19 protein-coding genes are annotated in these 25,001 nt (G+C 51.3%); 6 read left to right on the top strand and 13 right to left on the bottom strand.

All coding sequences use genetic code 11. From position 1 onward, the window contains the following. Window positions 1-13: 13 nt before the first annotated feature. A protein-coding gene (gene prfB, locus F3F96_RS08775) for a peptide chain release factor 2 (RefSeq protein ID WP_206675306.1) occupies window positions 14-1,139 on the bottom strand; the annotation gives its coding sequence in 2 pieces (ribosomal slippage) (window positions 14-1,063 and window positions 1,065-1,139; 1,125 coding nt in all). A gap of 172 nt (window positions 1,140-1,311) precedes the next feature. Here prfB and F3F96_RS08770 point away from each other — a divergent pair. The 3 genes from F3F96_RS08770 (at window position 1,312) to F3F96_RS08760 (ending at window position 2,701) form a co-directional block, all read left to right on the top strand. Continuing rightward, a complete protein-coding gene (locus tag F3F96_RS08770; RefSeq protein ID WP_176962885.1) occupies window positions 1,312-1,848 on the top strand; it encodes a YaeQ family protein in 537 nt (178 codons plus the stop codon). A 13-nt stretch (window positions 1,849-1,861) separates the two neighbouring features. Further along, window positions 1,862-2,242: an RNA-binding S4 domain-containing protein gene (locus tag F3F96_RS08765; RefSeq protein WP_176962884.1), complete on the top strand. Its 381-nt coding sequence runs from the start codon at window positions 1,862-1,864 to the stop codon at window positions 2,240-2,242. A 102-nt stretch (window positions 2,243-2,344) separates the two neighbouring features. Then, a complete protein-coding gene (locus F3F96_RS08760; protein ID WP_176962883.1) occupies window positions 2,345-2,701 on the top strand; it encodes a response regulator in 357 nt (118 codons plus the stop codon). A gap of 48 nt (window positions 2,702-2,749) precedes the next feature. On the opposite strand, the gene F3F96_RS12715 is transcribed toward F3F96_RS08760, so the two are convergent. From F3F96_RS12715 to alaC, 12 genes are all read right to left on the bottom strand, one after another. Beyond that, the gene (locus tag F3F96_RS12715) at window positions 2,750-3,388 is read right to left on the bottom strand and encodes a Crp/Fnr family transcriptional regulator (RefSeq protein ID WP_176962882.1); all 639 of its coding nucleotides are present in this window, start codon (window positions 3,386-3,388) and stop codon (window positions 2,750-2,752) included. A 155-nt stretch (window positions 3,389-3,543) separates the two neighbouring features. Beyond that, a complete protein-coding gene (locus F3F96_RS08750) occupies window positions 3,544-4,719 on the bottom strand; it encodes an ATP-binding protein (protein ID WP_176962881.1) in 1,176 nt (391 codons plus the stop codon). 20 nt (window positions 4,720-4,739) lie between these two features. Next, window positions 4,740-6,077 carry a PhnD/SsuA/transferrin family substrate-binding protein gene (locus tag F3F96_RS08745; protein ID WP_176962880.1) on the bottom strand — a complete coding sequence of 446 codons (1,338 nt, stop codon included), beginning with the start codon at window positions 6,075-6,077 and terminating at the stop codon, window positions 4,740-4,742. Next, window positions 6,077-7,036 (bottom strand): ABC transporter substrate-binding protein, encoded by a 960-nt coding sequence (locus tag F3F96_RS08740; protein ID WP_176962879.1) that lies wholly within the window; start codon window positions 7,034-7,036, stop codon window positions 6,077-6,079. The genes F3F96_RS08745 and F3F96_RS08740 overlap by 1 nt, the downstream gene beginning before the upstream one ends. A 171-nt stretch (window positions 7,037-7,207) precedes the next feature. Next, window positions 7,208-8,431 (bottom strand): EAL domain-containing protein, encoded by a 1,224-nt coding sequence (locus tag F3F96_RS08735; protein ID WP_176962878.1) that lies wholly within the window; start codon window positions 8,429-8,431, stop codon window positions 7,208-7,210. Continuing rightward, window positions 8,432-13,129 carry a PAS domain S-box protein gene (locus tag F3F96_RS12455; RefSeq protein ID WP_241697744.1) on the bottom strand — a complete coding sequence of 1,566 codons (4,698 nt, stop codon included), beginning with the start codon at window positions 13,127-13,129 and terminating at the stop codon, window positions 8,432-8,434. A 194-nt stretch (window positions 13,130-13,323) separates the two neighbouring features. Then, window positions 13,324-13,728 (bottom strand): bacteriohemerythrin, encoded by a 405-nt coding sequence (locus F3F96_RS08720; protein ID WP_176962877.1) that lies wholly within the window; start codon window positions 13,726-13,728, stop codon window positions 13,324-13,326. A gap of 199 nt (window positions 13,729-13,927) precedes the next feature. Next, window positions 13,928-15,613, bottom strand: coding sequence for a single-stranded-DNA-specific exonuclease RecJ (gene recJ / locus F3F96_RS08715; protein ID WP_241697743.1), 1,686 nt, complete (start codon window positions 15,611-15,613; stop codon window positions 13,928-13,930). Then, window positions 15,610-16,503, bottom strand: a complete 894-nt coding sequence (locus F3F96_RS08710; RefSeq protein WP_176962875.1) for a threonine synthase — start codon at window positions 16,501-16,503, stop codon at window positions 15,610-15,612. Before F3F96_RS08710 ends, recJ begins: the two co-directional genes overlap by 4 nt. 11 nt (window positions 16,504-16,514) lie before the next feature. Next, the gene (gene thrC / locus F3F96_RS08705; protein ID WP_176962874.1) at window positions 16,515-17,573 is read right to left on the bottom strand and encodes a threonine synthase; all 1,059 of its coding nucleotides are present in this window, start codon (window positions 17,571-17,573) and stop codon (window positions 16,515-16,517) included. Window positions 17,574-17,584: 11 nt separating this feature from the next. Further along, window positions 17,585-18,904, bottom strand: a complete 1,320-nt coding sequence (locus tag F3F96_RS08700) for a homoserine dehydrogenase (RefSeq protein WP_176962873.1) — start codon at window positions 18,902-18,904, stop codon at window positions 17,585-17,587. A gap of 100 nt (window positions 18,905-19,004) precedes the next feature. Continuing rightward, the gene (gene alaC / locus F3F96_RS08695; RefSeq protein WP_176962872.1) at window positions 19,005-20,183 is read right to left on the bottom strand and encodes an alanine transaminase; all 1,179 of its coding nucleotides are present in this window, start codon (window positions 20,181-20,183) and stop codon (window positions 19,005-19,007) included. A gap of 200 nt (window positions 20,184-20,383) precedes the next feature. On the opposite strand from alaC, the gene F3F96_RS08690 reads away from it, so the two are divergent. Genes F3F96_RS08690 through F3F96_RS08680 form a run of 3 tightly spaced genes read left to right on the top strand, consistent with a single transcriptional unit; the run spans window position 20,384 to window position 25,001 of the window. After that, the gene (locus tag F3F96_RS08690; protein WP_176962871.1) at window positions 20,384-21,904 is read left to right on the top strand and encodes an FMN-binding glutamate synthase family protein; all 1,521 of its coding nucleotides are present in this window, start codon (window positions 20,384-20,386) and stop codon (window positions 21,902-21,904) included. After that, the gene (locus F3F96_RS08685) at window positions 21,901-23,352 is read left to right on the top strand and encodes an aldehyde dehydrogenase family protein (protein ID WP_176962870.1); all 1,452 of its coding nucleotides are present in this window, start codon (window positions 21,901-21,903) and stop codon (window positions 23,350-23,352) included. Before F3F96_RS08690 ends, F3F96_RS08685 begins: the two co-directional genes overlap by 4 nt. Next, window positions 23,349-25,001, top strand: coding sequence for an acetolactate synthase large subunit (locus F3F96_RS08680; protein WP_176962869.1), 1,653 nt, complete (start codon window positions 23,349-23,351; stop codon window positions 24,999-25,001). Before F3F96_RS08685 ends, F3F96_RS08680 begins: the two co-directional genes overlap by 4 nt.

Genomic DNA, 25,001 nt, shown 5'->3' with positions numbered 1-25,001 from the left:
TCAGCAGTGGATCTTATTCACTGCCATCACCCCTGCGAATGCCCATCAGCTCAGCTTGTATAAAGGCATCGATATCACCATCGAGAAAGGCCTGTGTGTTGCCGGTTTCCATACCGGTACGCAGATCCTTGATGCGCGACTGATCCAGCACATAAGAGCGAATCTGATGCCCCCAACCGATATCGGTCTTGGTATCTTCCAGTGCCTGCTTCTCGGAGTTACGCAGCTCAATCTCACGCTCATAGAGGCGTGCCTGCAGCATCTTCCATGCAGCTGCCTTATTTTTATGCTGAGAGCGGTCATTCTGACACTGCACAACAATACCTGTCGGAGTATGGGTCAGGCGAACAGCCGAGTCGGTTTTATTAACATGCTGACCACCGGCGCCACTGGCACGGTAGGTATCGATACGCACATCGGAGGGATCGATATCAATATCGATCTCACGATCAATATCCGGGAATGCAAATACAGATGAGAAAGAGGTGTGGCGGCGATTGCCGGAATCATAAGGTGACTTACGTACCAGACGATGCACACCGATCTCAGCCTTGAGATAACCGTAGGCGTACTCCCCTTTAATGGATACGGTGGCCGATTTGATGCCCGCCTCTTCACCGGCAGTACACTCCATCAGCTCTGTTTTGAAACCTTTACGCTCTGCCCAGCGCAGATACATGCGCAGCAGCATCTCAGCCCAGTCCTGAGCCTCGGTACCACCTGAACCGGAGTTGATATCGAGAAAGGCTGATTCAGCATCGGTCTCACCACCAAGCATCTGAGCCAGCTCAAGCGTCTCAATCTGCGGCCGCACCTCATCGAGCATCTCAACGGCTTCAATCTGAGAGTCACGATCTCCCTCATCGTTACCCATCTCAAACAGGGTGGAGGCATCATCGAGTTCATCAACGGCTTTTTTATACTCGTTAATCACCTTTTCAACACGCGCACGCTCCTGCATCAGTCGCTGCGCCTCCTCGGCATTATCCCAGAGGGTCGGGTCTTCAATGCGTGCGTTTAACTCGCGCAGGTCCTCTTCTTTGGTTTCAACGTCAAAGTGACCTCCGCATGGCATCCAGACGGTTGCTGTAATCTTCCGCCCGCGTTCTGAATCCTGCAATCTGATCTTCAATGCCCATCATTTAACTCCAAAAAAACTCACTTATCAAAGGAGGTGGAAGGTACATAATCACCGTCTCAAATCAACTCCCATGCAACAAACAACCCATCTTTTAGCCACTCTATTTGAAAAACCGGGCAAAGCACGACTTCAGCGCTTGCTCAAAGCCGATATCTGGCCTAGAAGCCGCCATGGCCATTAAATCGACTATATTCAAAGCTGAACTGCAGATTACCGACATGGATCGCAACTATTACAACGATCATGCCCTGACCATCGCCCGTCACCCCTCCGAGAATGATGAGCGCATGATGTTGCGCATCCTCACCTTTGCCCTCAATGCCAGTGACTCTCTCAGCTTCACCAAAGGTCTGAGCACAGAAGATGAACCGGACCTGTGGCAGAAAAGTCTCAGTGATGAGATTGAGCTCTGGATCGATCTTGGTCAGCCTGATGAAAAACGTATTCGCCGCGCCTGTGGCCGTGCTGATCGGGTGATTATCTACACCTACAACCGCAACAGTGCCCAGGCCTGGTGGGATAAGTTCAAGGGCAAGCTGCAACGCTTTGATAACCTGAGCATTATCAGTGTTGATGATGCCACCATGACAGCTCTGGCAGCCTTCAGCCAGAGAACCATGCAGCTGCAGTTCACCATACAGGATGGCATCACCCTGATCTCTGATGGAGAGCGCTCACTGGAAGTGACGCTCACCACCACCAAGTAGAGTTAAACAACAAATGGCTGTGCGTATCGACAAATGGCTCTGGGCCGCCCGCTTCTTTAAAACCAGAACGCTGGCAACCGAGATGGTCAGTGGTGGCCATGTACATATGGATGGAGAACGTCTAAAACCCTCTAGACAGGTTTCATGCGGCGATCAACTGACCATCGTGCGCGGTCAGGAGAGTTTTACTATCACCATTACCGGATTGGCAGAAAAACGCGGCTCTGCTGCTATCGCGCAGGGGCTCTATGAAGAGAGCGAAGAGAGTATGAAAGCCAGAGAGAGGCTGCGGGAATTGCATCGATTCGATGCCGCCAGTGCCCCTGCCCCGAAGAAACGCCCTGATAAAAAAGCCCGTCGTCAAATCATCCGCTTCGTAAGACGCGAGGATTAAACCGCCACTGCAAGGTGTAAAATAGTTCACACCTTTTATTGATCACCATTAACTATGTTTCCCCGCACAAAGTAACCTGTGTTATGTTAAGGGGAAGCGTGCTTGGTTCTTATCATTGAAAACAACTTTTATCTGGGCAATGCACTGAAAGATCTCCTGCTGGAGATCTCAGCTAACAGCATGCTCTACAGAACTGCTGAAGATGCTATTAACGATCTGGATTTCCTCTGTAACCATCATGTCACAGCCATTGTCTGCAACCACTCTCTGCCCGGCATGAGTGGCTCTGAATTTATCAAACAGATCAAATCACACCTGAAACCGTGCGTTTGCATCCTGATCTCCAGCACCCGACCTGCAGATATTCCGCATGAGACCATCTTTCTGGAGAAACCATTTGTCCCCGGAATGCTGTTGAAAACGATTAAAGAAAAAACAACCGCGGTTCAATCAGATTGAGACCATGTGAAGACAAAAGACGGTGCAGAAGCTTTAAGCCTGCAGAGATTAACCTGTAGTCATCTCCAACAGCCGTGAATGGGAGAGTAGAACCTCACCATCAGAACCGACCTTTTCAATAACCCCGGATTTATAAAAGTGACGCATCACCGCCGACATGCGCTCGCGCGTACAGTTCACCATCGTCGCCAACTTGGCATTGGATGGCAGTGTTACACGGATAACATCAGCATCACTCTGACGCCATTCAGGCAGTGATACCAGGTAGATGCAGAGCCGGTGCAGCACTGTCGACTGACCAAGGCGATTGACCACTTCGGTGGTCTCAATAAAACGATGCAGAAGAATATCATACACCTTTTTAAGAAACGCCGGGTTCTGCATGCACTTCTGCCAGCTGTTTTCATTGATCTTGATCAGCGTTGCATTTTCAACCGCATAGACACTGGCGGTGCGCTCAGTGACACCCATAAATACCAGCTCACCAAACAGCTCACCTGCGCCAAGTTTATAGAGCAGAAGCTGGGTTCCATCCACACACTCGGTTTTCACCTCCACACTGCCGGAGACAATAAAGTATGCGATCTTCTGGCTCGCCTCACCCCTGTAGATCAGGCAGCTGCCTTTCTTTACACTGATTTCAGGAGCGCCCTGAAAATCTTCGCTATTAAATTTCGGATTACTCACAATTGTGCTCTACCCACCATATTAAGGGCTTAAATAAGCACCCTTATCCCCTATGTAGAATATTCCTTCCCAGGAAGTGAAATTGTTGGCCCAAAGTAAGCCGAAGTAAAGCTGTCATATCTACAGTCATCACTTCTGCAGAACCAGCCACCCGGTTAATGATGAAGTTGATGGTGAATAACTGCACTCATCTTCTCAATCTCAAATGGCTTGAAGATGATCGTTTCACCACTCATCTTCTCACCCTGCAGCAGTGATTCATTGCGATCATAACCGGTTGCAAAAATTATCTTCACATCCGGTTGAATAGAGCGGAACACTGCAGCTGCTTCAACACCCCCCATCAACGGCATCACCAGATCGGTAATCACCAGATCAATCTCATGCTGCTTCTCTCTGAACAACTCACACGCTTTCACGCCGTTGTCAGCAGTGAGTACACGGTAATTCATCGATGCAATAATATCCCTGTTGGTCTCCAGAAAAGACAGGTTATCATCAACCAGCAGAATCGTCTCACCAGCCCCCTGCACGATCTCGGTGCTTTGCTGCTGTTCAGCTTCTGAGCCTTCCTCATCGTGCAGAGGAATATAGATATGCACCTGAGTTCCAGCGCCCAACTCACTATTGATCTCAATGATGCCGCCATGCCCCTTCACTGCACCATAAACCATGGAGAGGCCAAGGCCGGTACCTTTTCCCACCTCTTTGGTGGTAAAGAACGGGTCAAACACTTTATCCATATCTTCTATTGCAATACCCACACCGTTATCTGAAACAGCCAGATGCGCAAAACCATGCGCTGCAACATCTTCATTTCTCACCAGAAATGTTTCATCCGCTTCAAAAGAGTCGAGCAGCACAGAAACCTCACCATGCTCATTGCCTGCAACAGCATCACAGGCGTTACGAATCAGGTTAATCACGACCTGTTGCAGCTGCACCTGATCACCGCTGACAATCAGTTCGTCACTGCTGATATCCTGTCTGAATATCGCCCTGGGAGGTGTGACAACACTGTTCAGCTTCAACGCCTCTTTCACACAGGATGAGAGCGAGACAGAGCGCATCTGAACCAGGTCTTTGTGAGCAAAGGCGAGCAGCTGCTTAATCATGCCTGCCACTTTAAACGAGAGCCCTTCAATCGCTTCAAGTCGCTTGGTCACAGCAGGAACATGCACCTCTTTTTTTGCCAGATAGAGCTGACCGGTCATACCCGCCAGTGTGTTGTTAAATTCATGGGCAATGCCGCCCACCAGGGTTCCCAGAGATGCCATCTTGCGCGCCTCGATCAGTTCATCCTCCAGCTCTTTTTCTCTGGTGTGATCCATGATTGTACCGTTAAGCCATTTCACCTCACCGGTATCATTAAAAACCGCCTGCCCCTTCTCATAGACCCACGGATCTCGCCTCTGCTATTGAGAATTCGATACTCCATCGTATATGGTTGACACTTTTCTATCCCTTCAGCCACACGCTGTTTAACCATTGCCTGATCATCAGGATGAATGATGCTGGCGTAACTCCTGACGCTGTTATTAAGGAAATCCGCAGTTGCATAACCGGTGATTGATTCAATCTCCGAGCTGATAAAGCTCATCGACCAATCCCTGTCATTGTTACAGCGGTAGGTTGCACCCGGGATATTCTGCACCAGTGTGCGGTAGCGGGTTTCACTCTCTTGCAGCCCTCTATTGGCCAGACGCAGCAGCACCAGAAGCAGCAGGATCACAACGATTACAACTGCTCCGGTTACAATATACCAACGATAATCCTCCCAGAGATAACTCCAGTAATATCCGGGTATCTCGGTATAGGGTGGCAGTCGCAGGTCCCTGAGAATATCGCGCACAGGTTCATAATCAGCAGCAACGTTAAAGCCGTGCAGGCGCATCTGCTGCACAACAGGCCCGTCATGCGGCAGGGTCAACAGTGCACCGGTCACTTCTCGGATGACTCCCTCTTGCATATGAGATAGCGCTGTAAACGGCCACTCGGGATAGAGATGCGTAGAAGCATGAAGCGGAAAGCCAGTCAGATTCTGACGATTGATGATTTTGATCTGCCGGGCATCGACAGTGCCATTGCGAATCAGCCGTTCCAGCACCCCTGTCCGTACAAATCCTGCATCGGCTTCCCGCTGCAGCACCTTCTCTACCACCCTGTCATGCGGCATCTCCGTCCATAACATCTTCAGCTCATCTGTTTCAATGCCTGCCTCATACAACGCATAGGCCTGCATCTGGAAGCCTCCCAGAGACCCCTGATCAACCGAAGCTATGGATCTGCCGGCAAGGCTCTGTAGATTGGAGATATCACTTCGTTCAGCCAGCGTGAATATCACCCCACCAAACACAGCCACCTCTTCTCCTGCAATACGGTTCACCTGCGTGGCCAGCGCCCGATTCACCAGATGGTAGTGCAGCAGGCGCACATAGTGGCCGGGATTGGTGAGAAGAAAATCGATCTTGCGCTCTTTAATGGCTTGATCCAGCGCACTGTAATTAAGCGGAAGTACCTCAAAGCTATGCTCAGGAATCTGTTGATGTAGATAGTCGGCTAATGGCTGCCAACGTTGCATCGCTTCTGCTCGCGGCTGGAAGGCAAGAATACCGACCTTATAGTGCTCAGCCCATGCTGTTGAAGAGAGCAACAGCGAAAATAACAACAGTAAAAGACGCCGAATCACTACTCTCTCCTCATCAGGCGGGTAAGGTATTCACTCTTCACCAGTCCAGAGGTGTCATGGGAGACTAAAAAACCCTCCCGCTTCAGCAGCTGACCCAGCCTCTCGGAGTAATCCTGCAGTCGACCCGGAGAGCCTGCTGCCAGCTCAACATTGTAATCCAAATTGGGAAGAATCATGCCGTTATAAAATTCACTCACTTCTGTTTTGCTCATCCCTGTGAGTGCAGCAAGCCGATAATAGGCATCGTTTCGATTGCCATGAATATGCTGCAGCGCTTTGAAATGCCCCTGTAGCAGATGAAGCAGTGCGCTATCCATACTCTTCATTACATCATTACGTACAACCAGCACATCAAAAACAGCATCTGCCATGCTGCGGGTGTCAGTAACTCGAATCGCTCCTTTTTTGATCAGTGCCGATGCCATCGGTTCATAGGTGATCAGCATATCTGCACCCTTCTGCTTCCAGAAGGATTCATGCTGATCAGCTGTCACATTGATAATCCTGAATTTTGAGCGATCCAGACCGGAAATTTCGATGAATTTGGCAAACATGAGAGTGCCCAGAGCATTACTTTCGATGCCAATCGTAATCTCTGATTGAGCTATCAGCTTTTCCATCTCAAAGCGGGCCAGCACCACATCAGCACCGGAAGAGATATCAAAGATCAGAATAACAGAAACATCTGCACCTTGAGAACGCAACTGTATGGCTTCATCAAGTGTCAAAGCAGCAGCATCGACCTCGCCACTGCTCATCTTCTGCATCGAAAAGGTTGAGGATTTGGTATGAATCAAGGTTACCCGATCACGACTGATCCACCCCTCCTGCTGTGCCAGTGGCATACTCTGATAACCCAGCCATGGATGCATCGCCACCGTGAGCGGACGCTCCTGAGAACAGGCCGTCATCAAAAACATCACTGTTAATGCCAAAAACCATCCTGGTTTATGCTGCATCTACACCTCTCTATTCAGATAGAAATGATACAAAGGGTTAAGCATAATTGATACCAATGTGGTTTTGATGGTGAAATAAATTAGTCCAATTTCTGAGTAGGCTCCTCAGCTCGGAATTACATCCTCAATGACAAATTGAACAGCCCTATTGCCTCGTCCTAGAGGTGTTTATCAAGCAGCGCGAGAAAATAGTGATTTACACTGCTCAGGCCACTGCTCCACCCAGGCTGGGATATCAGACCCGGGAAGCGGACGCGAAACAAAATAGCCCTGGACAACTTCGCACCCCAGAATCTCAACGCGTTGCCACTCCTCTAACGTCTCAACCCCTTCCACGATAATCTCCATATCCAGTTTTTTGGCGATCTCAACACTTGATTCCAGAAGAGCCCTCGTCCTTTCATCAGTCGCTGCGCCCTGCACAAAGCTGCGATCCAGCTTAAGCTCATCGAACGGCAGATCACGCAGCTGGGCAAGGTTGGAGTGACCAGTACCAAAATCATCAATGGAGAGTGAAATTTTCTTCAGACGCAAGCGCAGGAGGTTATCAAGAGGCGTGACCAGATCTTCCATCAAGCGGCTTTCGGTCACCTCAAGCTGAAATGACGATGGATCAACATGGTGTTCCTTCAAATAGCTGGCAACCCGTTCAGGAAAGCTCAAATCGTAGAGACTATCCATCGAGACGTTGACGGCAATTTTCAGGTTTAAACCAAGCTTTTGCCACTCTGCCTGCATGGCAGCAGATTTTTTCAGCATCAGGAAGGTGAGTGCATCAATCAGACCATGCTCCTCGGCAACAGGAATAAATGCATCGGGGAAAATCATCCCCTCCTCACTGTTGGGCCAGCGAACCAGTGCTTCAACACCTACGACCCGCTTGCTGCCGATTTCAACCTTTGGTTGGAACCAGGGCTCTAACTCTTCGTTTTCAATGGCGCGAACAAGCCGCTCTTTTGAAACCAGCTGGGGAGCTGCACGTCTCTTCTGGAGAACCACCTTTCCCTGTTTGGTAAGCAGTTGGCTAAGTTCGGCCACTTGTAACGGTTTCGACACAGCACCAAGAACGGAAAGGTTTCTGGCTTTGGCGAGACTCTCCGCCATTTTAAGTGTGCGCTTATCCTCGCCACTGAAAAGTACAATATCCCCTTCAAATCGGCGTTCGGCAAACATCCGCAGCAACTCCACACCGTCCACGTCGGGCATATTCAGATCACATAACACCAGCGAAATAGATGAGTCATCCGAATCGATATATTCTATTGCCTGCTGCGCACGCTCGGCAGTATATACCGCTTTAAAACCAAGTCGCCTGAGCATGAATGCGGTTGTTTCAAGCACAAAAGGCTCATCATCGACCACCAAAACGGATTGATCTGATACCATTGATTTCATCTAAGCGCCCCCATGCTCACGCATGTACGTTTTAATCCAATCTGCGGCCGACCGGTACAGTAACTGAAACTCATCCATTTGATCTGCTATGCCATCCATATCACCGGCCTTTCCTGCCTGCTCTAGGGCCAGACAACAGTCTGCCAGTGCCAAAGCCCCAACTGTTTTTGCTGAAGATTTCAGTTTATGTGCCAGTTGGCCTGTCTCCATAGCATTCTTCTTCGCAAAAGCTGTGCCAATTTCCACAACCGTCTCTTCACTGCTGGATAAAAAACTGGCGTAAAATCCGGCAACTGTTTTGGGATCGCCTGTACCCAACAGTTTCGGCAATACTGTGGCATCAACAGCTTCTCCACGCTCAGGTTCCTCAGCCACATCCACTCTGGCTGTTTCAACGCTGTTTGAATTCGGCATCCAGTTACTAATGGCCTGAGCGAAATCTTCTAACTGTATCGGTTTGGTCAAATAACCGTCCATACCTGCAGCAAGGCACTTCTCCTCCGTACCTTTTAGCGCATCAGCGGTAATAGCAATAACAGGAATATGTGATTCTCCTTCCTCCTCGAGGCGGATTGCTCGAGTCAGATCATAGCCATCCATTTCAGGCATATGACAATCGGTAAGCAACATGGCATAGCTTCCATTACGCCACATCTCCAACGCCTCCCTGCCATTGTCTGCCATCTCAGCCACATAACCAAGTTGAGATAACTGCATCCGAAGCACATTGCGGTTGGTCTCATTATCTTCAGCCACCAGGATCAAGCGACCACTTGCCCGTGCCTCATCAATGCTTGGTAGCGCTGCAATATGCTCGTAATCGTTCTCCTGACTGCCGATTTCCAGCGATTCTCGTCCAGCCAGAGATGCCACTGCATTAATCAGCGTGTTACGCCGCATAGCGTTGATATCGATGCTCACCGTATCCTCATTTAAAGCGCGCACATAACGTCTTCTACCAGCACCAAGGCTAAGGAAGCGAACCTCTCTGAGGCCGGATGCCAGTGCACGCAGAATCTCGTGCAATGGGTTCTCCCGCTCCTGCTGCTCACTATCGATGACAAGCAGCACCTCTTCTCCATCCTCAACAAGCAGCTTGAATCGATCAACGACTTCGGCAGACGTTGCCAGCGTAATGTCTGCACCGGCATAACGCAGATAGGTCTCTATAATGCGGACAGTTTCAGGATTGTGCTCGAGAATCAGTACCTGTATCCCGTTCAGCTCTCCTGCTGGAACCACCGTTTGACCTGATGCTTTCTGCATGTTCAGTCGGACAGAAAAGAGTGAACCTTTATCTGGCTGGCTATGGAGCTCGATCTCTCCTCCCATCATCCCAGCCAGTCGCCGTGAAATCACCAGCCCAAGTCCAGTGCCTCCAAAACGGCGTGTTGTCGAAACATCAGCCTGTACGAAGGGTTTAAACAGTTTCTCCTGCTGCTGCGGACTCATACCGATACCGTTATCTTTCACTTCCAGAGAGATATGCAATCCATCACCGTCAAGGGGCTCCAGTAGAGCATTTACCTCAACCCGTCCCTGCCTGTCATCAAGGTTGGCAGAAAACTTGATGGCGTTGCCGATCAAATTGAAAAGAATCTGCCGCAGTCGCACCGAATCACCCATCACTTCAGGGATAGCCGGATCACAAAAAACCAACAGTTCAACATGCTTTTTCGCCGCCAACGGCTGCAGCGACTCCACACAACCTTCTACCAGTGACTGTAAATCCAGCGGCGCTTGATCAAGCTCAAGGCGTCCGGCTTCGATCTTTGAAAAATCGAGAATATCGTCAATGATTCCCATCAATGTCAAAGATGAGTCGCGCGCAGTCCTGACCATCTCTTTCTGGTTGGATTCAAGCCGAGTATGGTTGAGAAGATCAATGGTCCCCACCACACCATTCAGAGGTGTGCGAATTTCATGGCTCATGGCGGCTAAGAATGATGATTTGGCCCGATTGGCAGTTTCCGCCTGCTCTTTCGCCTGCCTGATCTGCTTCTCTGCCTGTCGCTTCTCGGTGACATCACTCTCAAGCGCAATGAATTCGACCACCTCGCCCGACTCATCGCGTATCGGCATGATTTCAATATGCAGAATATAGGGGTTACCATCCTTGCCGTAGTTGGTGATATCCGTTTGGACCCGTTCTCTGTTTTTTATGGCAGCACCGAGGAGAGCAATAGCCTCTTTCTCCGTTTCCGGCCCCTGCAGGAACTCTCCCGGTTTCCGGCCCACCACCTCATCGAATGTGTAACCTGTAATCACAGTAAAACCGGGATTCACCCATTTGATCTTCTGATCCAGCCCGGTAACCACTACGCCGTTATCGGTCTCCGCCGCCACCAGTGATTTCATGCGCAGTTCTTCTTCGATGCGCTTGCGTTCAGTGATATCGATACTGAAACAGATCAGTTTGTCACCCTCATGCTTATCCCGGGCAGGTGCATATTCAATAATGACCTCCACAGGAATGGTTGTTCCATCCTTCGCCTGATGTAATAACTCCAGTCGGCCCCCGCCGCTTTCTCGCAAAGCATCAACTGCCTCAACATACGCTTCTTTAGGATATTCAGGGGCCCAGGCTTCAACTGGCAACGCGTACAGCTCTTCAGATGTGTATCCAAGATATTCACAGAATCGTTCATTCACCTTTAATAGTTTGCCAGTTCCTGCATCCACCCAGAATTCTCCGATGCCACTGCGTACCAGGGCCAACTGGGTGGCCGACAAGGCTCTGTTTAACTCCTCTGTAGCATCTTTCTCAGCGCGAAGCTGCTCTTCTGCTAAACGTCGCTCGGTGATATCGGTATGGGCAGTGACAACCATCTGCTTACCACGGGATTCAAAACGGCTGGCCAGCATCTGAAACCACCTTTTCTGATCCGGTGCATGACAAGGGTATTCGATCGTGAAGGTGGAATGATTTCCTTCCAGCATAGCTGTAAGGTGCAGTGCTACTTCGTCTGCATTTTCAGCATGCTTACCGATCGCCTGTTTTGTCGCAGAGAGGTAGTTCATGCCTTCCGGCTCTAGACCTTCCGGCATGCCGTTCTCATGCGCAAATCGACGCCATGAATCATTCACAAAGACGATTTCACCACGATCATCCAGAACCGCGACATGGGATGCTAATGAGTTCAACACCCGCTCGCTGAACCTTCGCTCCTCCTCTAGCTCTGCCTCGGCCTCTTTACGTAGAGTCAGATCACGCAGCGTGCCGGCAAAGTGGGTTCCGGAGTCCAGTTCAAACCGACTGATCGTCAACTCCGCAGAAAACAGTGAGCCATCGGCGCGCTGTGCCTCAACCTCGCGGCCAATGCCGATCACATGCGCCTCTCCGGTCTCCATAAACCGGGAGATATAGCCATCGTGTGCACCCTGATAGGGCTCTGGCATCAGCATGCTCACATTGCTGCCAACCAGCTCGGCAGGAGCATAACCGAATACCTTCTCTACGGCCGGATTGGCGCTCTCGATGATTCCTTTGTCATTAATGACGATAATACTGTCCACAGTATGTTGAACTACCGCAGCAAGTCGGCTCTGGGTCTCCCGAATCTCCCTGCGCCCCCTTCCGAAGGAGATGGCCAGCATCAGTATGGCAAAGAAGGCTACAGCTGCTGCAAAAATCAGCAGGCTGCGAATGGTGAAATAGATAGTATATGCCTCATCGAAATCCTGTTCGACAGCAAGCCCCAGCTCCAGCTCCTTCTCCCATTTCCATGCACCGACAACCGGAATGCCGCGGTAATCCGGATAACCGGAGAGATCGACACGCTCTTCGCCCTGCACAGCACTGGATGCCATACGATTCAGCCGCTTAGAACTAGCCGAGCTGTTATCACGAATATAGACCTTTGAAACACTCGATTCGGCCGGATTGATCAGCCCCAGACTGATCAGATCTTTCCTGAAACGGCTCGGGCTAAGCATCAACCCCTGTTGGTCGAAAATATAGGCTTCACCAGTTTTTCCCAACCTCGCCTGATGCAGTAGCGCAAACAGTGTTTCGTTCGGATCGATACGCAGGGTTAACAGAGCAATAACCTTACCGTCTGCATCACGAATCGGAGCGCCGACAAACATGTTCAGGTCGCGTGTGCCGGTCTCAATCGCCTGCTGCTCTAGCATTGGCACATCCGATCGCTGCACCCGACTCATGACCACTTCACCACGCCACATTTTTTTCAATGTATCCGGCTGTCTGGTTAGCAGGTTTTCGACACCCACGTTAATATCTCTGGAAGATGCAAGGCTAATATTGTTGGAATCGAGGATAAAAAAACCACGCAAATTACCGCCCTTCAGAAAGCCTCGAAAGAGTCGTCGTACAGTCTCTTGAGCAGGTGATTCAATCAGCGACTGTTGATCTGTTGGCAACTGCAATAGCGTCTTCGTGGCGGCAAGGATATCGTCATCCAGGGCAAGGTTTTCAGCCACCGCTTTCCTGTCGCGACTCCAGAGGTGAATCGATTCATCCGTACTGTTCAGAAGTGTTGTCAGCTCACTACTAACCCTCTGATCATAGCCGATTTTAATAATGTGGATGGCACCAAAAGTCGCAGCCAGAATGAGTGAAAGTGCCAGAACAAGCAGCAGCAGCTCAGAGCTCTGCAGACCCAACAAGCGTTTGAGTGCATTCACCAAACCACCATTCAGTTTGGTCGCGCTTTCACTGGAGGCTGACTTTTCCATTCACTCTCCTCTGCTTCTCACAAACCGGATCACTCCCACCAAATACCCGACTATTTAACTAAAGAATAAGCCATAGCAACCATATGTTCAACCCGATCGATTTAAGCTGTCATTACTGCTGCCATAACTGCCATTATTAGGATGGCTTCCGAACAAACGTGTAAGAGAGGGTAAATTTAGAAAGTAACACAGTATCACGGCAACTTACCGTTGATTTCCAGATATCTGGCATAAGCCCTGTCCTCCTCATTGATATGGTGCAGCCACCAGTTCTTGAGGAACTTCAAAAACGGTTCTGGATCACTATTTTTTATTGATTCATCATATATTGTACTCATTTTAGTGAGCAATTTCTGATGCAGCAGCGCATGGGAGTGAAGGTGAGGATAGCCCATCTGTTCGAGAAACCGCTCCTCGGTCTCAAAATGCATAATCGTCATCTCATCGAGCATGCCTTTGGTGAGTGTCAGTGACTGTTTAGAGAGCCCCTGACTAACACCGTAGTAGAATGAGTTGATGGTAGACACCACCCCTCTGTGCTGTTCATCGATAATATCTATGCCCAGCTCATTCTCCTCGTTCCAACGGATATATAGCATAAACACCTCACTTAAACGAGATAGTTACCTGTTCATCAGCTGACCAAAAACATACCGATACATTAGGCTTTTCTAGCTAGAGCAATAAACAGGCCAATTTCTCCACTTAAATCCCTATTATTGGTCCTGGTTTGTCTGTATGGAATCTACTGATCGCAATGTTGTTAAAATCAGAATCAGGAAAATCTGAGCAGATATGTCAGACTGCTATCAGATCCTCAATCACAAACTGCACAGCGCCATTGCCGCGCCACTCATCCTTCTGCAACTGCCCGATCACCGATACAGTAAGCCCCGGCTCAATGGCATCACTCATGCCGTTGGCACCGAATACAATGCCATCAATCCAGCTCGATCCATCGGTAAGCTTCAGGCGAACCACACCACCCTTAAGATTACGGCGATCAGCAATGTGCAGATCTCTGATCAGCCATGAGCAGGCGGGATTACCTCTGCCGATCGGCTCAAAGCGGGCAAGACGATCAGCCAGTGCAATATGCAGCGCCCTCAGACTCAACTCACCATCAATGCTATGCTGAAGAAAATCAGAGGCGTGTTCAGCCTGATCAGCAACCACCAGCGCAAATGTTTCACAGAACTGATCCCACTGCCCAGCTTTGATGGTGCCACCACCGGCACCGGCATGGCCGCCAAAGCCCTCCAGGTGCTCGCCACAGCGATTTAACAGCTTGCCGATGTGGAATCCCGGCTGGCCACGCAATGAGACGCGCACAGCGCCATCTGGCGATACAAAGCCTACTGCAGCAGGTCTGCCATGTTTGCGCGCCAATCGTCCGGCTACCAGCCCGACAACACCGGCATGCCAGCGCTGATCATAAACAGCCAGTATCTCAGCATCACCAAGCATCAGTTCAGCCTGCTTGAACGCTTCAGCTTCCACCAGTCGCCGCTGTTTGTTGGTCTCATCCAGTTCAGAGGCAAGTTTGGCGGCTTCATCCGCATCGTGGGTAGAGAGCAGACGCATCGCTGCCTCGCCGTGCTGCAGACGCCCGGCAGCATTAATACGCGGTGCCAGATAGAAACCGATGGTCTCTACCGAGACTGCCTTTTTTACCTTGGCGATGGTGATCAGTGCCCGCATGCCTACAGAGGGTTCGTTGTTCAGTCGTTGCAGGCCGTGATAGACCAGAACGCGATTGGCCCCAACCAGATCCATCACATCGGCCACGGTGGCAACGGCCACACGATCCAATAACTGTCTCAGATCAAATTCCGGACGACTGCCTCGCTCTCCCATCACTTTCCATACTGCCATCAGCAGAAAAAAGGCAACGCCGGTTCCACAGAGCTGACGACCGGCAAAACCACAATCCTCACGGGCCGGATTAAGCAGCGCAAAAGCTGCAGGAAGTTCAGCGTCTGGCAGGTGGTGGTCGGAAACAATCAGATCAAAACCAAGCTCAAGGGCTGCACTGCAGGCATCAAAACAGGTGGTGCCGGTATCAACACTCAAGCCCAATTTACAACCTGCTTCAACAGCCGCTCGTACAGGTTCCACACCAATGCCGTGCCCCTCATCAGCCCGATGTGGAATAGAAAAGGTCACCTTCGCACCGGTGGCTTGAAGTGCTTCCACCAGAATAGCGGTGCCATTGACACCGTCAGCATCAAAATCACCAAAGATATGGATCGCTTCACCGCTGGCGATGGCATCAGCAACCCGCTCAGCCGCTTTTCCCATATCGGTCATCTGAAACGGATCAGGAAGATCACTCAGACGTGGAGAGAAGAAGGAGTCGGTTTCACTCAGACCCCGGTTTTTCAACACGCCATGCCAGGCCGCTACAGGATCATCCGCATGTAACGGTTCATCGCGCCAGCTCAGCCTGCACCCTTTTGCCGTCCTCTGTTCAGGCAGATTCATGCTATCCATCCGGAGAGCTTGGAGATCAGCTCCACTTCACTTTTCACCCGCTTGGGGGACCAGGAGGGCTTGCCGAATGTTGGCAGCAGTGATCTGTTCAGCAGCACAGCATAACCCTCTCCGGTCAGAACAATCCTCTTGGGCAGTTCGACATTGCCCTTCACAAGCTGATCAAGACGCTCGGCTTCACTGATCACAACCGTAGCATTCTGCCCATCCACGATCGCACTCAGATGCGGATTACGTGTAGCAACAGCGATCTTTTTCTCAATAATAACTTGCGGCCAGGCAACAGGATTGGAGAGCCAGATACCACTCACATCCACCTCACCACGCTGCCGGCGAGATTCAGGCTGCTGCTGGTGCAGCATCATCTGTATCTCCGCCATCAGGCGATTAAGTCTGCCGCCATCTGCACCTTCATGGTGCCGGTTGGGCAGCATCTTGCCGGAGATCGCTGCAAAGGAGAGGGGTTTTGCATCAAGTGCGTCGCGACAGCTTAACAGCAGTGCAGCTCCGCTATGCAACAGGGTCATACCCTCTTCTGCCAGCAGTGGATTAAGCGTGCTGCACAACCATGCCGCATCTTCACTGCACCATGGAAACAGCCCTTCGGGATAGACCCTGATCGAATCGCGCATCAGTTGGCCATGATATGGCGTAACGCTCCAGCACTGACTGGTCGCGGCAGGCATTACTTCGATCTGCCTAGCCAGCAACGCTGTTACATCTGATCCCTGCAGTGACGCATACCACTCGGCAGGGGTTCGATCAGCCGCATGAAACCAGGACTGCTTACGGTCAGCTAACTGCTTGTCCCATAAAAAAAGATCAGGATGGAGGGTGACTCCATCCTGATGAGGAATTAATGCCTGACTTACAATCAGCATCGAAGCTGCGATTACGACTCCAGAGCCTTTCGCACAGCACTCTCATTGGCATCGATGGTTACCGGTGTAGCCACACCCTTCATGGCTGTATCGGGATCTTTCAGGCCATTACCGGTCAGGGTACAGACAATGGTCTGCCCCGGCTGGAAATAACCGGCTTTGTTCAGTTTAATGATGCCGGCAACAGAGGCTGCTGATGCGGGTTCGCAGAAGACACCTTCAAGGCATGCCAGCATATTATAGGCTTCCAGAATCTCTTCATCGGTTACCGCATCAATGACGCCACCGGACTCATCACGCGCAGCTTCGGCCTGCTTCCATGAAGCAGGTTTACCAATACGGATAGCCGTAGCAATGGTCTCAGGATTCTCAACCGGATGACCCAGCACAATTGGGGCAGCACCGGCGGCCTGGAAACCGAGCATCTTGGGCAGGGATTTGGAGATACGCTTCTCGGCATACTCTTTATAACCCATCCAATAAGCGGTGATGTTACCTGCATTGCCAACCGGCAGTGCGTGGAAGTCCGGTGCAAAACCGAGCTCATCAACAATCTCGAACGAGGCAGTTTTCTGACCCTGAATACGGTAGGGATTCACTGAATTCACCAGCGAGATGGAACCATCGGCAGAGATCTCACGCACCAGCTCCAGTGCATCATCGAAGTTACCGCGAATCTGGATCACCTTGGCACCATAACGCATACCCTGACTCATCTTACCGAGTGCAATCTTGCCATCGGGAATCAGCACATAAGCTTCCATACCGGAGTTGGCGGCATAAGCAGCAGCAGAGGCGGAGGTGTTACCGGTAGAGGCACAGATAATCTTGCGTGAGCCGGCATTATAGGCCTGTGTTACAGCCATGGTCATACCACGATCCTTGAATGAACCGGTCGGATTCAGCCCTTCAAACTTGAGGAAGATATTCAGCTCAGGATTGATAGCGTTGCGCAGATTGAGCGATTCATGCAGCGGTGTATTACCCTCATAGAGGGTGATGACCGCGTCATCCTTGGCTATAGGCAGAAAAGCGCGGTAACGGTTAATGATTCCTTCATATCGAGGCATGGTAATATCCCTTATGCAACGGCTGATTCTTTTCTCAGAATCAGCACATCTTCTTCTACGGCTTCAAGGCCGGTAATGCGACTGATCGCCGCCTGCAGATTTCCTTCGGTTGTATCATGGGTCAGCATCACAATCGGCACATTATGGCTGGCATGACGCTCTTTCTGGGCCAGTGCTTCCAGGCTGATGCGATGATCGGCCAGAATCGAGGTGACCGAGGCAATCACGCCCGGCTGATCTTTCACCATCAGGCGAATGAAATATTCACACTCGGTATCAGCCATCGGCATGGTCGGTTTATCACAACGCGAACTCTCCACAAAACCCATTGGCGGTGCCAGATGTGCAATACCATCGGGGAAACCACTGGCAATATCCATGATATCGGCAACCACTGCCGAAGCCGTTGGGCGTTCACCCGCACCACGACCGAAATACATAGTGTGCTCTACAAAGTCGCCGGAGATCTGCACAGCATTATAGGAGTCTGAAACCTGTGCCATCTGTGAAGTCAGTGGCACCAGTGTCGGATGCACACGCATCTCAACAGCCTCAACTCCGGCTCCATGCGGCTTGGCGATACCGAGCAGCTTGATACGGTAACCCATCTCATGGGCGGACTCGATGTCGGCAGCTGTAATTTTACTGATGCCTTCGGTAAACACCTCTTCAAACTTGATCTTGGAGCCAAATGCCATGGCTGCCAGAATCGAGAGTTTCTGGGCTGTATCGATGCCTTCAACGTCAAAGGTTGGATCAGCTTCTGCGTATCCCAACGCCTGTGCCTCTTTGAGAACATCAGCGTAATCGGCACCCTCATTCTCCATCTTGGTGAGAATAAAGTTGCATGTACCGTTAAGAATACCGTAGACCGACTCGATAGCGTTGGCAGCAAGGCCCTCACGCAGTGCTTTCATGCAGGGAATACCACCACCGACTGCCGCTTCAAAACCGATCTGCAGGCCATTGGCAGCAGCTACAGGAAACAGCTCCTCGCCATGCTTGGCAATCAGCGCCTTATTGGCGGTCACCACATGTTTGCCATGCTCCAGCGCAGTTGCCACAAAAGTGCGGGCCGGTTCATATCCACCGATCAGCTCAACCACCAGATCAACATCATCAGCTGTCACAACATCGTTAGCATCACTGCTTAAGCGGACGCCGGAGAGATCAAGACCACGGTCACGATCCAGATCGCGGTCAGCAGCAGCAACCAGCCTCACCTGCTTACCAAGGCGCCGGCTGATCAACTCTTTCTGCTCGATCAGGATACGGGCTACTCCGGTACCTATCGTACCAAGTCCCAGCAGCCCTACTCTCAATTCAGTCATTTAAAACTCCATTTTTTTCACCACAGAGATCACGAAGTGCACGAAGAATAACATGTATTGATACTTCGTGATCTTCGTGCACTTCGTGGTTAATCCGCCTCTATTTTCCTGCGTTGAGAAACTGGCGCATGCCGCGCAGTGCCTGACGTGTTCTGTGTTCGTTCTCGATCAGTGCAATGCGCACATGGCTATCGCCGTAGTCACCAAAACCGATACCAGGAGAGACCGATACACCACCCTCTTTCATCATGCGCTTGGCAAACTCAAGCGAACCCATCGCTTTGAACTCATCGGGAATCTCAGCCCAGACAAACATCGATGCCTTCGGCTTCTCAGCCATCCAGCCCATCTGATGCATACCATTAATCAGCACATCGCGACGTGACTGGTACATGGCACGAATCTCTTCCACGCAATCCTGTGGCCCGTTCAATGCTGCACATGCGGCAATCTGTAGCGGCTGGAAAGTGCCGTAATCGAGATACGACTTAATCTTGGCTAGGGCTGCCACAATATCTTTGTTGCCGACCATGAAGCCCATACGCCAACCCGGCATATTGTAGGTCTTGGAGAGGGAGTAAAACTCCACCGCCACATCCTTGGCTCCGGGCACCTGCATGATCGAAGGGCACTGATACCCGTCAAAGGTGATCTCGGCATAAGCGATATCGGAGATGACAATCAGATCATTCTCACGCGCAAAATCGACAAGTTTCACATAAAAGTCGAGATCAACCACCTGAGCTGTCGGGTTGGAGGGGAAATTAACCACAATGATTTTCGGACGCGGCCAGGAATCTTTTACCGCCTTTTCAATATCGGCAAAGTAGTCACGTTCAGGCCCCATCGGCACATGGCGGATATCGGCACCGGCAATAATAAAACCATAAGGGTGAATCGGATAAGCAGGATTCGGGGTGAGGATAAGATCACCGGGTGAAGTGATCGCCACTGCCAGGTGAGCCAGTCCCTCTTTGGAGCCGATGGTAGCAATCGCTTCGGTTTCAGGGTCGAGGTCAACATCAAACTTGGTTTTATACCAGCCACAGATCGCCTTACGAAGTCCGGGAATACCCTTGGACATCGAGTAGCGATGGTTGCGACCATCCTGTGCAGCCTCACACAATTTATCGACAATATGCTGCGGCGTCGGCTGGTCGGGGTTACCCATGCCGAGATCGATAATATCTTCGCCGGCGTGGCGAAGCTCCATCTTCAGTTGATTAACAACTGCAAACACGTAAGGAGGAAGACGTTTGATCTTTTCAAATTCGCGCATGAATAAGGTTTTTCTCCGCTGAAAGGTAACCTGTAAAAGGATTGCCGAGACTACGAAGCAGGCCTATTACGGTCAAGGAAGGGTAAATCATTCTCATTCAGAAACAACAGTCTCTCATGCAACGCGTGTTTCACTTTGTAAGAAAAGCTGCCTTAGCAAGACATACCTTCTATCCGGCGCACTAGCCTGTAGGGGAAGATATGCTCAGTGACTATATTGATACATTTTATACAGGACTCTCCGCACTACTGCTGATTGCATTCAGCCTGTTGATCATCACGGTGATCATACTGTTTATCATCGATATCACCCAGACCCGCTATGCCGTTCGCCGTAATTATCCGGTGATTGGTCGGTTTCGCGGCCTGTTTGAACATCTCGGTACCTTCTTCCGCCAATACTTCTTTGCCATGGATCGCGAGGAGATGCCGTTTAACCGGGCCCTGCGCGAGTGGGTCTACCGGGCGGCCAAGAATGAGGACAATACCATCCCGTTCGGCTCTACCCGAGATCTCAGCCCGGCTGGCAGTATCTCCTTTGTAAACTGCCCCTACCCCACACTGGATGTCGATGCGGCAGAGACAGAGCCTATGGTTATCGGTACCGGTTGCCGAACCCCGTATACGGCAACAAGTTTCTTCAACATCTCAGGCATGAGTTACGGAGCGATCTCCAAAGTAGCCGTGCAGGCACTTTCAAACGGCGCTGCCAAAGCTGGCTGCTGGATGAATACAGGAGAGGGTGGGCTCTCCCCTTACCATCTTGAAGGCGGTTGCGATATTGTCATGCAGATCGGCACTGCCAAATATGGCGTACGCGACGAGAAGGGTGAACTCTCTGATGATCGCTTGCGCGAACTGGCAGCCATCGAACAGGTGCGCATGTTTGAGATCAAGCTCAGTCAGGGTGCCAAGCCGGGTAAAGGCGGCATTCTACCAGCGGCCAAGGTGACGGCTGAAATCGCCACCATTCGCGGCATCCCGCAAGGTGAAGATTCGATCAGCCCCAACCGCCATGTAGATATCGACAATCCCGGCCAGTTGCTGGATATGATTGCACGTGTTCGCGAAGTCACCGGCAAACCGGTCGGTATCAAACTGGTGATTGGCGGCTGTAATGTGCTCGATAATCTCTTTGATGCGATCAAAGAACGTGGTGTTGAGAGCGCCCCCGACTTTATCACCCTCGATAGCTCCGATGGTGGTACAGGTGCCGCCCCTCAACCCTTGATGGATTTCATGGGACTGCCCCTGAAAGAGAGCCTGCCAATGCTGATTGATCATCTGGTCGGTTATGGCTTGCGCGATCGGGTACGCGTCATCTGCTCAGGTAAACTGATCACCCCCTCAGGTATCGCATGGGCACTCTGCATGGGGGCAGATTTTATCGTCTCAGCACGCGGTTTCATGTTTGCACTCGGCTGCATTCAGGCCATGCAGTGTAACAAAAACAGCTGCCCGACCGGCATCACTACCCACCAGAAACGGTTGCAGCGCGGACTTGATCCGACAGATAAAGCGGTGCGTGTGCATCACTATGCAAATCATATCCAGCATGATGTCGGTGTGATTGCCCACTCCTGCGGCGTTAAGCATCCCCGCCAGCTACAGCGCAGACATGCCCGCGTGGTTACAGGCGAAGGCAGCAGCACTGGCCTGCACATACGCCATCCTGAAACCATTGAGGGTTATCCGCATGGAAAACCACAGGAGCAAACATGAATAATATCGAACATTTCCCCTTGATGATTCCAGGCTCCCTCCAAACAGATGGTAAAGCTCTGGAGGTTTTCTCCCCCTATGATGGCTCTCTGATTGCAACGGTTACGATGGCCAACGCCAAATCGGTTGAGCAGGCGCTCCTCAATGCCAGAGCACTGTTTGAAAAGCGTAATGGCTGGTTAACGCAACCACAACGCATCGCCATCCTCGAAAAGGCCGTGGATCTGATGAGTGATCGGGCTGAAGCGCTGGCAGTTGAAGCAGCTCGTGAAGGCGGCAAGCCATTGCTTGATTCCCGCATTGAGATGGTTCGCTGTATCGACAGCATCAATATCTGTATCCATGAGTTACGCACGCATGCAGGCGAATCCATCCCCATGGGCAGCAATGCAGCATCGGCAGGACGCCTTGCTGTCACCTCTAAAGAGCCCATCGGGGTCGTGGTGGCTGTCAGTGCCTTCAACCATCCGTTGAACCTGATCGCACATCAGATTGGTCCGGCCATCGCCACAGGCTGTCCGGTCATCGTCAAACCGGCTGCAGATACCCCGCTCTCATGCATTCGTCTGGTGAAACTATTTTCTGAAGCTGGCCTGCCTGATGGCTGGTGTCAGTTTGTTATGCCGGAGTCGAGAGAACTGTCGGAAGAGCTGGTGAGCGATGAACGTGTGGCATTTTTCAGCTTTATCGGCAGCCCCGGCGTGGGCTGGTATCTGCGTTCCAAACTGGCAGCAGGCACCCGATGTGCACTGGAGCATGGTGGTGCAGCTCCGGTCATTGTAGCCGCCGATGCCGATATCGACCGGATACTGCCCAGCCTGATGAAAGGTGCATTTTATCATGCCGGACAGGTCTGTGTTTCCGTGCAACGGATTTTTGCACACAAGTCCATCGCCAAAGCGCTTGCTGAGAAGATAAAGGATGCCGCAGTCGCGTTGGTGGTCGGTGACCCGCTATCAGACAAAACAGAAGTCGGGCCTCTGATCCGTGAAAAAGAGGCGGAACGTGTGCATCAGTGGGTTCAGCAGGCGGTAGCAGCAGAAGCCGACCTCATGTGTGGTGGCAACAGGCTTGAAAACAACTGCTATGCGCCAACGGTGATTTTCAGTCCCCCGCTTGATGTCAACGTCTCCACCAAAGAGATCTTTGGCCCGGTGGTCTGCATCTACCCCTATGAGGATATCGATAGAGCCATTGAGATTGCCAATTCACTTGATGTTGCATTTCAGGCTTCGGTATTCAGCCGTGATATTGATACGGCTCTCTATGCCGCCAACCGACTTGCCGCCTCAGCCGTGATGATTAATGACCACACCGCATTTCGTGTCGACTGGATGCCATTTGCAGGGTTGAGAAGGTCAGGCCTTGGGGTTGGCGGCATCCCCTACACCATGCACGACATGCAAATTGAAAAAATGATTGTGATTCAATCAGGAGGCCTGTCATGAAAACATCGGAATTGCTTGTAGCCTGCCTCGAAGAGGAGGGTATCGAATATATTTTCGGCATCCCCGGCGAGGAGAATGCCGACTTCATGATGGCGCTGGAGCAATCGGACGCCATCAAATTTATTCTCACCCGCCATGAGCAGGGCGCGGCCTTTATGGCCGAGGTGTATGGCCGCCTGACCGGCACCCCTGCAGGTTGTCTCGGCACGCTGGGTCCGGGAGCCACCAATCTGATTACCGGTGTTGCCGATGCCAATATGGATCGCGCCCCGATGATTGTGCTGACCGGTCAGGGTGCATCTACACGACTGCATAAGGAGTCGCACCAGATCATGGATGTGGTGGCGATGTTTAAACCGGTCACCAAATGGGCCACCACCATTCTGCATCCGGCTTCTGTACCTGAAATTGTGCGCAAAGCCGTGCGTCTGGCACGCAGTGAAAAACCCGGCGCCTGCCTTATCGAACTACCTGAAGACATTGCCAAGATCGATACGGATGCAAAACCAATGACACCACACCGCTATCGCCGACCGGTCGCTGATCCTGAGCAGATCGACAAGGCATTTACGATGTTACGGGCTGCCAAACGGCCCATCATTCTGGCCGGCAACGGCTGCATTCGTCGACGTGCCAGTGCTGAGTTGCGTCGTTTTTGTGAAACCACAGGCATTGGTGTGATCAACACTTTCATGGCCAAAGGCTGTGTCGATATGGATGCGGATTACTGCCTCTATACCATCGGCCTGCAGGCCAAAGATGTGGTTTCCTGCGCACTGGATGCCGCTGATCTGGTCATCACCCTGGGATATGACATGGTGGAGTATCACCCTCGTCTATGGAACAAAGAGAAGGACAAACAGATTATCCATATTGATTTCATGCCTGCGGAAATTGATCAGCAGTATCATCCGGAGCTGGAGCTGGTGGGTGATCTGGCCCATACGCTGGCCACCATCAATGACAACATCGACACGCTCGGGGCGGTGCAGCGCAACCTCTCACAACAGAGCGCGACAAGAGCTGAGATGCAGCGCCAGTTGCTGGAGTATGCTGATGATGAGACCGAAGGTCTGATCCGGCCACAGAAGGTGCTGGCTGATGCCAGAGCTGTGATGGGCGCAGAGGATATTCTGCTCTCTGATGTCGGTGCCCACAAAATGTGGATCGCCCGCTATTACCAGTGCCATGAACCCAACACCTGCCTGATCCCTAACGGTTTCTGCTCGATGGGCTTTGCCCTGCCCGGCGCCATTGCCGCAGCCATGGTGCATCCGGATCGCAATATTCTCGCTATCTGCGGTGATGCCGGATTTCTGATGAATGTGCAGGAGATGGAGACCGCCAAACGGCTGAACAGCAATATCGTTGTCATGGTCTGGGAAGACAACGCTTATGGTCTGATCGCCTGGAAACAGCAGAATGAGTTTGGTCATCACACGGACCTCGCCTTCGGCAATCCGAACTGGATGCTTTTAGCCGAATCGTTTGGCTGGCATGGCCATCATGTTAAGAAGAGTGTCGAGCTTCAGGACACATTGAAACAGGCCTTTACCGAGTCCGGTCCTAGCCTGATTGTGATTCCGATCGACTACCGCGAGAATATGCTGCTGACAGAAAAGATGGGCGATATTGTCTGTTCCATATAA

Source organism: Mariprofundus sp. NF (assembly GCF_013387455.1).
In the GTDB taxonomy this organism is placed as follows: domain Bacteria; phylum Pseudomonadota; class Zetaproteobacteria; order Mariprofundales; family Mariprofundaceae; genus Mariprofundus.
This window is presented reverse-complemented; position numbering and strand designations above follow the sequence as displayed.

Bases quoted from the DNA above. Each gene is read 5' to 3' on its own strand.
- F3F96_RS08750 (WP_176962881.1), bottom strand. From the start codon at position 4,719: ATGGATCACACCAGAGAAAAAGAGCTGGAGGATGAACTGATCGAGGCG.
- F3F96_RS08720 (WP_176962877.1), bottom strand. From the start codon at position 13,728: ATGCTATATATCCGTTGGAACGAGGAGAATGAGCTGGGCATAGATATT.
- recJ (WP_241697743.1), bottom strand. From the start codon at position 15,613: ATGAATCTGCCTGAACAGAGGACGGCAAAAGGGTGCAGGCTGAGCTGG.
- F3F96_RS12455 (WP_241697744.1), bottom strand. From the start codon at position 13,129: ATGGAAAAGTCAGCCTCCAGTGAAAGCGCGACCAAACTGAATGGTGGT.
- F3F96_RS08740 (WP_176962879.1), bottom strand. From the start codon at position 7,036: ATGCAGCATAAACCAGGATGGTTTTTGGCATTAACAGTGATGTTTTTG.
- alaC (WP_176962872.1), bottom strand. From the start codon at position 20,183: ATGCGCGAATTTGAAAAGATCAAACGTCTTCCTCCTTACGTGTTTGCA.
- F3F96_RS08700 (WP_176962873.1), bottom strand. From the start codon at position 18,904: ATGACTGAATTGAGAGTAGGGCTGCTGGGACTTGGTACGATAGGTACC.
- F3F96_RS08710 (WP_176962875.1), bottom strand. From the start codon at position 16,503: ATGCTGATTGTAAGTCAGGCATTAATTCCTCATCAGGATGGAGTCACC.
- F3F96_RS08765 (WP_176962884.1), top strand. From the start codon at position 1,862: ATGGCTGTGCGTATCGACAAATGGCTCTGGGCCGCCCGCTTCTTTAAA.
- thrC (WP_176962874.1), bottom strand. From the start codon at position 17,573: ATGCCTCGATATGAAGGAATCATTAACCGTTACCGCGCTTTTCTGCCT.
- F3F96_RS08735 (WP_176962878.1), bottom strand. From the start codon at position 8,431: ATGAAATCAATGGTATCAGATCAATCCGTTTTGGTGGTCGATGATGAG.
- F3F96_RS08690 (WP_176962871.1), top strand. From the start codon at position 20,384: ATGCTCAGTGACTATATTGATACATTTTATACAGGACTCTCCGCACTA.
- F3F96_RS08685 (WP_176962870.1), top strand. From the start codon at position 21,901: ATGAATAATATCGAACATTTCCCCTTGATGATTCCAGGCTCCCTCCAA.
- F3F96_RS08680 (WP_176962869.1), top strand. From the start codon at position 23,349: ATGAAAACATCGGAATTGCTTGTAGCCTGCCTCGAAGAGGAGGGTATC.
- F3F96_RS08770 (WP_176962885.1), top strand. From the start codon at position 1,312: ATGGCCATTAAATCGACTATATTCAAAGCTGAACTGCAGATTACCGAC.